Raw genomic sequence first — 12,052 nt, 5'->3', positions numbered from 1 at the left:
GCGCTAGTCCAGCTTTCCGGGCACGATCTGCAGGTAGATCAGGGTGATCACGAAGTTCACGACGAACAGCAGCAGGAACGTGATGACCACCGACTGGTTCACCGCGTCCCCGACGCCCTTCGGGCCGCCGGAGGGGTTGAGGCCCCGGTAGGACGCGACGACGGCGGCGATGAACCCGAAGATCAGCGCCTTGAGCTCACCGACCCACAGGTCGGGCAGCTGCGCGAGGGCGGAGAAGCTCGCCAGGTACGCACCCGGCGTCCCGCCCTGCAGCACGACGTTGAAGAAGTAGCCGCCGAGGACGCCGATGACGCTGACCATGCCGTTGAGCAGGAGCGCGACCAGCATCATCGCGAGGGTGCGCGGCACGATCAGCCGCTGGACCGCGGAGACGCCGAGCACCTCCATCGCGGCGATCTCTTCGCGGATGGTCCGGGCGCCGATGTCGGCGCAGACGGCGGAGCCGCCCGCGCCCGCCACCAGCAGCGCGGTGACCAGCGGGCTGGCCTGCTGCACGGTGGCGAGCACGGAGCCCGCGCCGGTGTAGGACTGCGCGCCCAGCTGGCGGGCGAGCGAGCCGAACTGCAGCGAGATGACCGCGCCGAACGGGATGGCCACCAGGGCCGTCGGCAGGATGGTCACGCTCGCGATGAACCAGGACTGCTGGATGAACTCCCGCAGCTGGAAGGGCCGCTGGAACAGGCCGCGGACGATGTCCAGGCCGAGAGCGAACAGGTTCCCGGTCTCGCGGAGCATGCCGATCCCGGGGATCTTCGCCTGTGTTGCGGGAGAGCTCACCGGCCACCTGGCCCGTTGTTCGGTGGCATCCGGTGCGTGCCGGTTCTGGGCGGCTGGCCGCCGCCGGGGATCCGGGCGACCTGGTCGGCGGGCAACTGGCCGTGGTGCTGGTTCGGCACGCCGTCACCCGGCGGCCGCATCCCGGCCGGGACCTGCTGCGGCTGCCCGCGGTGCGGCCGCACGCCGTAGTGGCGCTGCTCTTCGGGGCTCAGCGACTCGATGATGCTCTCCTGGGCGGCCGGCGGCAGCCGGTGCATGATCTCCATGACCCGGTCCTTGCGGCGGATCGCGCCCATCCGGGTCGCCACGCCCGGCGTCGTCTGCATCTGCGGCGGCACCCCGCTGATGTCCTCGACGCCGCCCGCATGGTGGCCGGCGTCGAACATTGCCTGCTCGGCGGCCATCTGGGCGGAGTCCTTCTCCTCGGACATGCCGATCGGGCCCTGCATCTTGCCGTTGAGGAACTGCTTGACGACCGGCTCCTCGCTGGTCAGCAGCACCTCGCGCGGGCCGAACATGACCAGTTCCTTGCGGAAGAGCATGCCCAGGTTGTCCGGGACCGTGCGGGCCAGGTTGATGTTGTGCGTGACGATCAGGAAGGTCGCGTCGATCTGGGCGTTGACGTCGAGGAACAGCTGCGAGATGTAGGTGGTGCGGACCGGGTCGAGGCCCGAGTCCGGCTCGTCGACGAGGATGATCTCGGGGTCCAGCACCAGGGCGCGGGCGAGGCCGGCGCGCTTGCGCATCCCGCCGGAGATCTCGCCCGGCAGCTTCTTGTCGGCGCCGTTCAGACCGGTCATGTCGAGCTTCTCGAGGACGATCCGGCGGATTTCCGTCTCGGACTTCTTCGTGTGCTCGCGCAGCGGGAAGGCGACGTTGTCGTAGAGGTTCATCGAGCCGAACAGGGCGCCGTCCTGGAAGAGGACGCCGAAGAGCTTCCGGATCTCGTACAGCTTGTGCTCGGAGCAGGTGACGATGTCGACACCGTTGATCACGCAGCGACCGCGGTCGGGCTTGAGCAGCCCGATCATCGACTTGAGGAAGACCGACTTGCCGGTCCCTGACGGGCCGAGCATGGCCGACACTTCGCCCGGGGGGAGCGTCAACGTGACGTCCCGCCAGATGGTCTGCTTACCGAAGGACTTCGTCAGACCTTCGATGACCACCTCGGCACCCATCGCACCTCCAGGAGCTGTTCCGCGTCATTGCGCCCGCTGCCACACCCTGCCACCCACGCCGGCGGCGGATGTGGGCCGGTGGCGCCCACGAACCCGCGTCAACCAGGTGCAACGAGCTGAGTGCGAACAGGTTACTCACCAGTTTTCTTTTCTGGCCAGCCCCGGGCTCATCGTCACCCCGCCGTGATCGCCAATGCGCAGCACGGTAGCCCAAACGGGGCAACAGCGCAGGGTTCGCGGGCCCCGGACCCGCGGTTTAGGGACCCGGGGCTATTCGGACACCGGCCCTAGGGGATGACGGCGATGGCGGCGACGACCAGGAGGAACACCACGGGAGCGACCACGGCCGCCAGGGAGAGGGCGAGCCGCGGCTCGCGGTCGGTCAGCCGGCGGACGAGGAGCTCGAGGTGTTCGGGGTCGGTCATGGTCATCGAGTCGCTGCCGGGGCCGCGCGCGCAACACCCGGGCAAAAGGGACGGGGCGGGCATCCTGGTGGATGCCCGCCCCGTCACGAGGTGGTGCGCAGGCGCTGACGCGCCCGGGATCACTTGATGGTGATCTTGGCGCCCGCGGCCTCGAGCTTCTCCTTGGCGGCCTCGGCGGCCTCCTTGTCGACCTTCTCCAGGAGGGCCTTGGGAGCGGCCTCGACCAGCTCCTTGGCCTCCTTCAGGCCCAGGCCCGAGACGACCTCGCGGACGACCTTGATGACCTGGATCTTCTTGTCGCCGGCGCCCTCGAGGACGACGTCGAACTCGTCCTGCTCCTCGGGGGCCTCGGCAGCGGCACCGGCCGGGCCGGCGGCGGCAACGGCGACCGGCGCGGCGGCGGTGACGTCGAAGGTCTCCTCGAACTCCTTCACGAACTCGGACAGCTCGAGGAGGGTCAGCTCCTTGAAGGCGTCGATCAGCTCGGCGGTGCTCAGCTTCGCCATGATGGCTTCCTCTCAGAAAAACGAACTAGACGTTCGGGGTGGGGTGGTTCAGCTCTCGGCGGGTGCTTCGGCTGCTTCGGTACCGGCGGCTTCGCGCTGCTTCTCCTCCAGCGCGGCAGCCAGGCGGGCGACCTGGGACGCCGGCGCCTGGAACAGCGCGGCGGCCTGGGAAAGCTTCGCCTTGAACGCGCCCGCCGCCTTGGCGAGCAGGACCTCACGGCTGTCGAGATCGGCGATCCGGTTGATCTCGTCCACGGACAGCGCTTTGCCGTCCATGTAGCCGCCCTTGATCACAAGCGCGTTGTTGTCCTTCGCGAAGTCGCGAAGCGCCTTGGCGGCGTCGACCGCTTCACCCTCGACGAAGGCGATGGCGGTGGCACCGACGAACAGGTCTTCGAGACCCTGCACACCGGCGTCCTCGGCCGCCCGCTTGACGAGGGTGTTCTTCGCGACCCGGTACTTGGCACTGGTGCCGAGAGCGCGGCGCAGCTGGGACAGCTGGGACACGGAGAGGCCGGTGTACTGGGTAACGACGGTGGCCGAGCTGGTGCGGAAACTCTCCGCGATCTCGGCGACGGCCGCCACCTTGTCGGGCTTCGCCATGGGTCGCCTCCTCTCTTGGCTAGTGTTTCCACTGGCTTTCGAGGAGCCCCGAAACGACGAAACGCCCTCGCGCAGACAGGCGCGGGGCGTAGTTGGGCACCTGGGTGCCCGGCCTCGTTCCTCCTGCGCGGGCGCCCGGCGTGATGCGGGACCTTCGTTCCCCTCGCGGGGAAAACCAGCGGTCTTCGGTAGAACCGGTATCGAGTGTACGCGACGCGTTGTCGAGGATTGCCCGGGGGCCGGTCCTGACCTGCGTTTAGGGCGCCTGGGGGTTCCACGGAGGGCCCGGGAGGGCATCATGGTGACGTGGCGGAGCAGCGCGATGACGGAAAGCCGGGCTCGGACATCGAACCCGCGGGCCCCAACGCGCCCACAGGGCCCGGCACTCCGGCGCCCGGCCCAGGCTCGCCGGCGCTGCCGCAGCCGAGCAACGCTCCCGTTCCGGCACTCCCCCAGCCGAGCAACGCCTCAGTTCCGGCGCTCCCCCAGCCGTCCGCTCAGCCACCGGTCGACCCGGCGCAGCTGGAGCAGTTCCGCCAGTTCCAGCAGTTCCAGGACTACCTGCGCTTCACCCAGGCCCAGCAGGGCAACCAGCCGGCACCCCCACCGAACGCGGGCGTGGTCCAGGCGCCGCCGTCCCAGCCGGTACCGCAGCAGGGCAGCCAGCCGCCGATGATCCCGCCGGGCTACCAACTGGTGCCCGCCGAACGCCGTCGCGCGCCGAAGTGGGTCACCTGGCTCGGCAAGAAGGTCCTCGCCTGGGTGTTGGCGCTGGTGATCCTCGGTGTCGCGGGCACCTGGCTGTACAACCACTTCTTCCCGAACGACTCGGGCAAGTCCTCCGCCCAGCTCGCCCAGGAGGGGGGCGGGAAGTACCAGACGAACCACATCCTCTCGACCAGCCCGTACGAAGCCGTCCGCGAGGTCTACGACGCCATCGCGCAGAACCTCGTCCCGCAGGCGTGCGGGCGGATGGACGAGCCGATCCAGCAGAAGTTCGCCCAGGACCTGGGCTACGCGGACTGTCAGGTCGCGGTGCAGGAGCTGAACCGCAAGGTCACCAACAAGAACAAGTACGCCGAATCGATGCCGTCGAGCGTTTCGGAGCCCTATCCGGGCGACCGGTTCACGATCAGCTCGTGCCAGTTCGGCATCGAAGGCGGCCCCGCGCTCGGCGCGTTCACCGTGGCGAAGGTGCCGAAGGGCCAGTGGCTGATCGTCGAGCACACCAACGAGCCGACGCCCTGCCCGCTGCCGACGCCGAGCAGCCGCTAGCGCGGGTGCGGCGCCGCCAGGAAGGACACCAGGGCCTCCGCGAACGCCGGTGACATCACCGCCGTCATGTGGTCGCCCGGGATGCGCACCAGCCTTGCTCCCGCGATCGCCGCCGCCAGGCGCTCCGGCTCTGCCGCCAGCTGGTCCTGCTCGCCCGCCAGGATCAGCGTCGGGACCCCGATCGACGACAGGTCCATCCGTCCCTCCCGCGACGCCAGTGCCACCGCCGCCAGCGCCCGGCGGTCGCCGCCCACCGCGTCGGCCAGCAGCCGGAACGGCACTCCCGACGGCGGGACCAACGCCGGGTCCTCCGCCAGCAGCGCCGAGGCGATGTCCGCCGGCTTCACCACCCGCAGGTCGACGCCGCCGAAGTCGACGATGCCCGAGCCCACGCCGCCCGTGGCCAGGCAGCGGATGCGCTTGTCCGCCGCCGTCACCGTGAGGGCGATGATCGCGCCCATCGAGTAGCCCACCATCGAGACCTCGTCCAGGCCGAGCTCGTCGAGCAGGGCGGAGACGTCCCGGGCCATGCTGTCCTCGGTGTAGCGGGACTCGTCGTGCGGCTTTTCGGAACGGCCGTGGCCGCGTGCGTCCAGGGAAATCACCGTGAAGCCCGCCGACCGCAGGGCCGCGACGACGCCCGTGGATATCCAGTTCGCGTTCGTGTCGGCGGCGAAACCGTGCTGCAGCAGCACCGGGCGGTGGGCGCCCTCGCCCTCCCACACCGTGTAGTTCAACCGGAGGCCGTCGAACGACGCGAAAGTCGGCATGCCATCCATCAGACACGAAGAAAGGGCGCCCCCGCAGCTCGCGGGGACGCCCTTTCTGGTGATCTCAGACTCAGACTGCAGCTTCCTCGGAGAGGAGGTTGCGGGTCCGCAGCGGGTCGACCGGGATGCCCGGGCCCATCGTGGTGGTGAAGGTGACCTTCTTGAGGTAGCGGCCCTTCGCCGACGACGGCTTCGCGCGGAGGATCTCGTCCAGCGCCGCCGCGTAGTTCTCGACCAGCTTCTCCGTGTCGAAGGAAGCCTTGCCGATCACCAGGTGCAGGTTGGCCTGCTTGTCGACGCGGAAGTTGATCTTGCCGCCCTTGATGTCCTTCACGGCCTTCTCGACCGCGGGGGTCACCGTGCCGGTCTTCGGGTTCGGCATCAGGCCACGCGGGCCGAGGATGCGGGCGATGCGGCCCACCTTGGCCATCTGGTCCGGCGTCGCGATCGCGGCGTCGAAGTCGAGCCAGCCACCCTGGATGCGCTCGATCAGTTCGTCGGTGCCGACCGCGTCCGCGCCGGCGGCTTCGGCCTCGGCGGCCTTGTCGCCGACGGCGAAGACGATGACGCGGGCGGTCTTACCGGTGCCGTGCGGCAGGTTCACGGTGCCGCGGACCATCTGGTCGGCCTTGCGGGGGTCCACACCGAGACGCATCGCGACCTCGACGGTCGCGTCCATCTTGGTCTTGGAGGTCTCCTTCGCCAGCTTCGCGGCCTCGAGCGGCGCGTACAGGCGCGCCTTGTCGATGAGCTCCGCAGCCTGGCGGTATGCCTTGCTGTGCTTGGTCATGCTTCTGTCCTTACTTCAAAAACGGATCAGTGTGGTGCCAGAGCCAGCACTTGGCTCTCCCACGGTGTTGTCTGCCTCGACTCCGTCGAGGCGGCGAGATCGCCCTCAAGCCGCTTCCTGCCCGCCCGATTTCGCTCGGCCCTGGGGGCCGATCGAAATCGCTCGGTCAGAAACCGGCGCGATCTCGCGGTCGCTGCAGACCTTAGGCGTCGACGACCGTGATGCCCATCGACCGGGCAGTGCCGGCGATGATCTTCGCGGCCTGGTCGATGTCGTGGGCGTTGAGGTCGGTCTCCTTGGTCTTGGCGATCTCGCGGACCTGGTCCCAGGTGACCTTGGCGACCTTGGTCTTGTGCGGCTCGCCGGAGCCCTTCTCCACGCCCGCGGCCTTCAGCAGCAGCTTCGCGGCCGGCGGCGTCTTCAGCTTGAAGTCGAACGACCGGTCCTCGTACACGGAGATCTCGACCGGGACGACGTCCCCGCGCTGCGACTCGGTCGCGGCGTTGTAGGCCTTGCAGAACTCCATGATGTTGACGCCGTGCTGACCCAGCGCGGGGCCGACCGGCGGCGCGGGGTTGGCCGCACCCGCCTTGATCTGCAGCTTGATGATCGCCGCAAGCTTCTTCTTCTTGGGTGGCATTTCTTTTCCTGTCCTGTACTACGTTCCCCGCGTACCTGCCGTGGACACGGGGACTGCGGCCGAACGGGCGGCCGTCAGATCTTGGAGACCTGGGTGAACGACAGCTCGACCGGGGTCTCCCGGCCGAAGATCGACACCAGGACCTTCAGCTTCTGCCCGTCGACGTTGACCTCGGAGATCGTCGCCGGCAGCGTCGCGAACGGGCCGTCCATGACCGTGACCGATTCGCCGATCTCGAAGTCGACCTCGACGGCCGGGCCGCCCAGCGGGGCCGCGGTCGCGGTGGACTCGCCCTTGCCCGCCTTCGCGGGGGCTTCGCTCTCGACCTTCGGGGCGAGGAACTTCAGCACCTCGTCCACGGTCAGCGGCGACGGCCGTGAGGTCGCGCCGACGAACCCGGTGACACCCGGCGTGTTGCGCACCGCGCTCCACGAGGCGTCGTTCAGGTCCATCCGGACCAGGATGTAGCCGGGCAGCACCTTGCGCTGCACCTGCTTGCGCTGGCCGTTCTTGATCTCGGTGACCTCTTCGGTCGGGACCTCGATCTGGAAGATGTAGTCCTCGACGTCCAGGGTCTGGGTCCGGGTCTCGAGGTTGGTCTTCACCTTGTTCTCGTACCCGGCGTAGGAGTGCACGACGTACCACTCGCCGGGCGCGGCGAGCAGCTCGGAGCGCAGCTTGGCGACCGGGTCCTCGTCGTCCGCGGCGGGCTCGGCGTCCTCGTCGGCCACGGCCACGTCGTCGCCGTCCTCCTCGACGGAGGCGTCAGCGTCGTCAGAAGCGTCGGCGGCGTCAGAAGCGTCGTCGACCTCGGAGTCCGACACGTCGACGGGCTCGAGGTGCGCGGACTCCTCGTCACCGAGTGCCGCGTGCACCTGCTCGTCGGAAAGCTCGGTCAGGTCGTGACCGGCTGATGTGCCGTTGTCGGAGGTCACGTTCCGTCCTCTCAGTTGATCATTGCGGGCCAGGCCGGGACCTGGGCCCCCATCGGCGCGCGCCGGAGGCGCGTCAGCCGAAGATCTTGCCGATGCCCCACTTGAATGCCAGGTCGAGCACGCTCACCAGGCCCACCATGAAGACCACGAAGGCCAGCACGACCACGGTGTAGGTGACCATCTGCTTGCGGTTGGGCCAGATGACCTTGCGCAGCTCCGCCCAGACTTCGCGGATGAAGCGCACCAGCCGCGCGAACACGGAGGCCTTCTTCGGCTTTTGGTCCCGCTTGGGAGTCGGCGCGCCCTTGGCGTCGGCGGCGGTCTTCTCGCCCGCCTTGCCGACCGGGCGGGTCTTGTCGTCCGCACGTGCCGCGGACTTCCCCGCCGGGCGAGCGGTCGCACGGCGCTCACGCCGGGCGGCAGCTGTGACGGGACGGGACGGGCTCTCGGGCTTCTGCCCGGTGCCGTCCTGCTCCTGCTCGCCGCCGCTGGCGTCGCTGTCGCTCACGACCACTCCTCCGCTCCACCAGTTCCGTTACGCAGGGGTGACAGGACTTGAACCTGCAACCTGCGGTTTTGGAGACCGCTGCTCTGCCAATTGAGCTACACCCCTGTGGAGCCCGATCTCTCGGAGCCCCGGAGGACGCATTCCATCATCCCCACCATCCAGGCGGGGATGACCGTAGTGCGTTCCAAGTCCCGAAGTCTACGGCAAGCCTCGCGGGAGCCCGCAACCGCGCCCCCCGATCGACCACCGCACCCCGGCCGGCCTGCGGAAAACTCCCCGCCGACCTCCTGATCATGCCAGGATGTCGGCCATGACGACCACCCCCCGTCCGGCGGGGGCTCCGATGCGCCTCGGGCTCGCGCTCCCCCAGTACGGTCCCCTCGCCGACCCGGCCGCCGTGCCGCGCTTCGCGACCGCCGCCGAGGAGCTCGGCTACGCGTCGCTGTGGGTGGGCGACCGCATCCTGGCGCCGCTCACGCCGTCGGACCTCTACCCGGGCGGCGGGACGCAGGAGCACCCGTACCCCGCCGAGTTCGAGACGTTCGCCGACCCGTTCACGACCCTGGCCGCGGCGGCCGCGGTCACGAGCACGGTCCGCCTCGGGACGAGCGCGCTGACCGGCCCGGTCTATTCCCCGGTGCTCCTCGCCAGGGCCCTGACCTCGCTCGACCTCGCCAGTTCGGGACGGCTCGACGTCGGCTTCGGGCTCGGCTGGCTGCGCGAGGAGTACTTCGCCACCGGCGTGCCGTGGGCGGACCGGGGCAAGCGGCTCGAAGAGCTGCTCGACGCGCTGGACGCGTTGTGGACCGGCGACCCGGCGGAACACGAGGGCCCGCAGTGGCGGATCGCGCCGTCGACGGTGGGCCTGCGCCCGGCGCAGAAGCCGCGGCCGCCGGTGCTGCTCGGCGGGTTTTCGCCGCCGGCGCTGGCCCGAGTGGGCCGTCGCGCGGACGGCTGGCTGGCCGGCTGGATGCCGAAGCAGTACCTGAACGGCCTCTGGTCCGTCGCGCTCGAAGCGGCGGAGGAGGCCGGCCGCGACCCGGGCGAGCTGCGCCGGGTGCTGCGGATCAACCCGCGGCCGGGCACCGGTGTCGACACGGTCGCCGACGTCCCGCCCTGCCTGGACGTCGCGCGCGAGGAGGGCATCACGGAGGTCCTCCTCGACCTGCACTACGTCGCCAAGGACGTCGACCACGCACTGGAACTCGCGGTGGAGCTCGTCGCGGACTGATCGAGCAAGGAAGTGACGCAAGTCACTCCTGTCGCCGAATAGTTCTATTATAGTTAGAACTATGTTGGTCCGGATCGACCCCAGCTCGGCCGTGCCGCTCTTCGAGCAGGTGGCGGCGTCGCTGCGCCGCACCCTCGCCGACGGCCGCCCGGCCCCTGGCGAGCAGCTGCCGCCCGCCCGCGAGCTGGCGTCGGCGCTGGAGATCAACGTCCACACCGTGCTGCGGGCGTACGCGCTGCTTCGCGACGAGGGCCTGATCGATCTGCGGCGACGGCGTGGTGCCGTCGTCCTCGGCGGCGCGCCGTCCCGGGCGCGGCTCGCCGAACTGGTCGCGGAGCTGGTCCGCGAGGCCAAGCGCACGGGCGTCGGCCTCGACGAGCTCACCGGGGTGCTGAAGGAGAAGTACACATGAGCAAGCTGATCCGGGTCCTCGCCGCGACGACCGTCCTGCCGGGTGCCGCGCTGGCCGTCGCGGCCGCGCTCGCGCACGCGTGGGCGGGCCGGCTGCCCGACCCCGTGGCGACGCACTGGCACGGGGCGCCGGACGGCGCCACCCCGCTGGGCCTGTTCGCCGGGGTGTGCCTGGCGCTCGGCGCCGTCGTCACCGTCATGATCACCACGACGGCGTTGACCGCGTTGCGCCGCGGCCGGCCGTTGCCGCGGCTGAGCGTCGGGATGGGCGCCGGGTTCGCCGTCCTCCCGCCCGCCGTCCTGCTGTCGGTGCTCGTGCCGAACCTCGACGTGCCGGACTGGCACGCGGCCCGCAGCGGCGCCGTCGTCCTGTTCTTCCTGCTCGGCACGGTCGCCGCCGGCGTCGCGGCGGGGTTCGCCGGCGGCTTCCCGGCGCCGGTCGTCGAAGACCGGGCGCCCCGGCCGAGCGTCGGGCTCTAGCCGGGGCAGCGCGCGTTCTGGTCGGGCCGGGCGGCGAACCCGGCGATGCTCTGGGCGCTGGCGCTGATCCCGCTGGCGATCGCCTTCCTGCCCGCCGGGCTCCCGGCGCCGACGGCCGTCTGGATCGCCTTCGTCGGCGCCGCGGTCACCGCGCTGACGTACCGGGTGAAGGCGGCCGTGGACGCCAAGGGCGTGACGATCCGCTTCGGCCTCCTCGGCTTCCCGTGGCGGCACATCGCGCTGGCGGACATCCACGAAGCCACCACCCGCGAGCTGGCGACGTTGCGCGACGGCGGCCTCGGCCTGCGCTTCGACCCGGTCACCGGCACGACGGCGTACAAGGTCCGCGGCGGCCCGGCGCTGGCGCTGGCGCTGGCGAACGGCCGGACGGTGCTGGTGAGCGTCGACGACCCGGAAACCGGCGCCGGACTGGTCAACGACCTGATCGCGCAGCGCGTCACCCGGATTGCCTAGCTCGCCGCGGGACCGGTTTCGGTAGAAACGAAGAAGTGGCGAAGAAGAGCGGTGGCGGCGGCTGCCTGGTGGTCGTGCTCGTGGTCGGCTTGCTGATCTACGGGTACTACAAGTGGCAGCACGGCTCGTCGTCGGCGCCCCCAGGCGGCGCGGACACCGGCGGCGGCACCGGCCGCTACGTCGCTCTCGGCGATTCGTACACGTCTTCGCCGCGCACCGGCGGCCAAGCCGGCACGCCGGCGGGCTGCGAGCGCTCGGACGACAACTACCCGCACCTGGTCTCGGCGAAGCTGAAGCCGGCGCAGTTCGCCGACGTCAGCTGCGGCGGCGCGACGACGGCGAACATGACGGCGGCCCAGAAGACGGGCGACGGCACGAACCCGCCCCAGCTGGACGCCGTCGACGCCGACACGACGCTGGTCACGCTCGGCATCGGCGGCAACGACGTGGGGTTCTTCTCGTACGCGTCCGGCTGCGCGACGACGCACCCGAACGCGTCACCGTGCAAGGACCGCCTGACCGCGGGCGGCCACGACCAGCTGGCCGAGCGGATCGACGCGACGGCCCCGAAGGTCGGCGCGCTCCTCGACCGGATCCACACGAAGGCCCCGAAGGCGAAGGTGGTGGTCGTCGGCTACCCGACGGTCCTGCCGGACGGCGACGGCTGCTGGCCGGCGTTGCCGTTCGGCGCGGGCGACATCGCGTACTTCCGCGGCGCGCTGGAGAAGCTGAACAAGATGCTCGAGGACCAGGCGGACGCCCACCGCGCGGGCTACGCGGACACGGCGACGCCGGGGAAGGGCCACGACGTGTGCTCGGCGTCGGACAAGCGGTGGGTGGAGGGCCTGCTGCCGGCGTCGCCGGCCGCGCCGCTGCACCCGAACGCGCGGGGCGAGCAGGGCATGGCCGACGCCGTGGTGGCGGTGTTGAAGCTGCCGTAGCCGGTCTGCCGCAGCCGGGGGGGGGGGGGTGGGGGGGTGTGTAATATTACATATAAAAACAAAAACCGCCTGCCCCGGCCACGCGCC

At 70.3% G+C, this 12,052-nt stretch carries 16 protein-coding genes and 1 tRNA gene; 6 read left to right on the top strand and 11 right to left on the bottom strand.

What is annotated here, in order from left to right; genetic code table 11:
* Positions 1–3 precede the first annotated feature (3 nt).
* The 5 genes from AB0M93_RS42295 to rplJ form a co-directional block, all read right to left on the bottom strand.
* Positions 4–756, bottom strand: coding sequence for an ABC transporter permease (locus AB0M93_RS42295; RefSeq protein WP_013222532.1), 753 nt, complete (start codon positions 754–756; stop codon positions 4–6).
* Between the two features lie 38 nt (positions 757–794).
* Positions 795–1,976: an ABC transporter ATP-binding protein gene (locus tag AB0M93_RS42290; RefSeq protein WP_364285314.1), complete on the bottom strand. Its 1,182-nt coding sequence runs from the start codon at positions 1,974–1,976 to the stop codon at positions 795–797.
* Positions 1,977–2,263: 287 nt separating this feature from the next.
* Positions 2,264–2,407: a hypothetical protein gene (locus AB0M93_RS42285; RefSeq protein WP_364285312.1), complete on the bottom strand. Its 144-nt coding sequence runs from the start codon at positions 2,405–2,407 to the stop codon at positions 2,264–2,266.
* A gap of 113 nt (positions 2,408–2,520) precedes the next feature.
* Positions 2,521–2,907 (bottom strand): 50S ribosomal protein L7/L12, encoded by a 387-nt coding sequence (rplL, locus tag AB0M93_RS42280; RefSeq protein WP_308675396.1) that lies wholly within the window; start codon positions 2,905–2,907, stop codon positions 2,521–2,523.
* A gap of 48 nt (positions 2,908–2,955) precedes the next feature.
* Positions 2,956–3,510: a 50S ribosomal protein L10 gene (rplJ, locus tag AB0M93_RS42275; protein ID WP_364285310.1), complete on the bottom strand. Its 555-nt coding sequence runs from the start codon at positions 3,508–3,510 to the stop codon at positions 2,956–2,958.
* A gap of 306 nt (positions 3,511–3,816) precedes the next feature.
* On the opposite strand from rplJ, the gene AB0M93_RS42270 reads away from it, so the two are divergent.
* Entirely contained in the window at positions 3,817–4,785 is a 969-nt protein-coding gene (locus tag AB0M93_RS42270; protein ID WP_364285308.1) for a hypothetical protein, read from the top strand.
* On the opposite strand, the gene AB0M93_RS42265 is transcribed toward AB0M93_RS42270, so the two are convergent.
* The 6 genes from AB0M93_RS42265 to AB0M93_RS42240 all read right to left on the bottom strand — a co-directional run bounded on the left by AB0M93_RS42265 (position 4,782) and on the right by AB0M93_RS42240 (position 8,533).
* The gene (locus AB0M93_RS42265; protein ID WP_364285306.1) at positions 4,782–5,555 is read right to left on the bottom strand and encodes an alpha/beta hydrolase; all 774 of its coding nucleotides are present in this window, start codon (positions 5,553–5,555) and stop codon (positions 4,782–4,784) included. The genes AB0M93_RS42270 and AB0M93_RS42265 overlap by 4 nt on opposite strands.
* 70 nt (positions 5,556–5,625) lie before the next feature.
* On the bottom strand, positions 5,626–6,345 hold the full coding sequence (gene rplA / locus AB0M93_RS42260) for a 50S ribosomal protein L1 (RefSeq protein WP_086842353.1): 720 nt from the start codon (positions 6,343–6,345) through the stop codon (positions 5,626–5,628).
* A gap of 202 nt (positions 6,346–6,547) precedes the next feature.
* Positions 6,548–6,985 (bottom strand): 50S ribosomal protein L11, encoded by a 438-nt coding sequence (gene rplK, locus AB0M93_RS42255; RefSeq protein ID WP_043781763.1) that lies wholly within the window; start codon positions 6,983–6,985, stop codon positions 6,548–6,550.
* A 74-nt stretch (positions 6,986–7,059) separates the two neighbouring features.
* Complete coding sequence (gene nusG / locus AB0M93_RS42250) at positions 7,060–7,920, bottom strand: transcription termination/antitermination protein NusG (protein WP_364285304.1); 861 nt, start codon at positions 7,918–7,920, stop codon at positions 7,060–7,062.
* A gap of 73 nt (positions 7,921–7,993) precedes the next feature.
* Positions 7,994–8,434 (bottom strand): preprotein translocase subunit SecE, encoded by a 441-nt coding sequence (gene secE / locus AB0M93_RS42245; protein WP_364285302.1) that lies wholly within the window; start codon positions 8,432–8,434, stop codon positions 7,994–7,996.
* Positions 8,435–8,460: 26 nt separating this feature from the next.
* Positions 8,461–8,533: transfer RNA gene (locus tag AB0M93_RS42240), tRNA-Trp, on the bottom strand.
* Positions 8,534–8,738: 205 nt separating this feature from the next.
* On the opposite strand from AB0M93_RS42240, the gene AB0M93_RS42235 reads away from it, so the two are divergent.
* The 5 genes from AB0M93_RS42235 (at position 8,739) to AB0M93_RS42215 (ending at position 11,965) form a co-directional block, all read left to right on the top strand.
* Positions 8,739–9,659 (top strand): TIGR03619 family F420-dependent LLM class oxidoreductase, encoded by a 921-nt coding sequence (locus tag AB0M93_RS42235; RefSeq protein ID WP_364285300.1) that lies wholly within the window; start codon positions 8,739–8,741, stop codon positions 9,657–9,659.
* Positions 9,660–9,720: 61 nt separating this feature from the next.
* Positions 9,721–10,071, top strand: a complete 351-nt coding sequence (locus tag AB0M93_RS42230) for a GntR family transcriptional regulator (protein WP_364285298.1) — start codon at positions 9,721–9,723, stop codon at positions 10,069–10,071.
* On the top strand, positions 10,068–10,550 hold the full coding sequence (locus AB0M93_RS42225) for a hypothetical protein (RefSeq protein ID WP_364285296.1): 483 nt from the start codon (positions 10,068–10,070) through the stop codon (positions 10,548–10,550). Before AB0M93_RS42230 ends, AB0M93_RS42225 begins: the two co-directional genes overlap by 4 nt.
* 45 nt (positions 10,551–10,595) lie before the next feature.
* On the top strand, positions 10,596–11,024 hold the full coding sequence (locus tag AB0M93_RS42220) for a hypothetical protein (RefSeq protein ID WP_364285294.1): 429 nt from the start codon (positions 10,596–10,598) through the stop codon (positions 11,022–11,024).
* Positions 11,025–11,059: 35 nt separating this feature from the next.
* Positions 11,060–11,965: an SGNH/GDSL hydrolase family protein gene (locus AB0M93_RS42215; RefSeq protein WP_364285292.1), complete on the top strand. Its 906-nt coding sequence runs from the start codon at positions 11,060–11,062 to the stop codon at positions 11,963–11,965.
* The last annotated feature ends 87 nt before the right edge of the window (positions 11,966–12,052 follow it).

Source organism: Amycolatopsis sp. NPDC051102, assembly GCF_040682815.1.
In the GTDB taxonomy this organism is placed as follows: domain Bacteria; phylum Actinomycetota; class Actinomycetes; order Mycobacteriales; family Pseudonocardiaceae; genus Amycolatopsis.
Note: the sequence above shows the minus strand (reverse complement) of the source record. Positions and strands in the feature narration are given on the sequence as shown.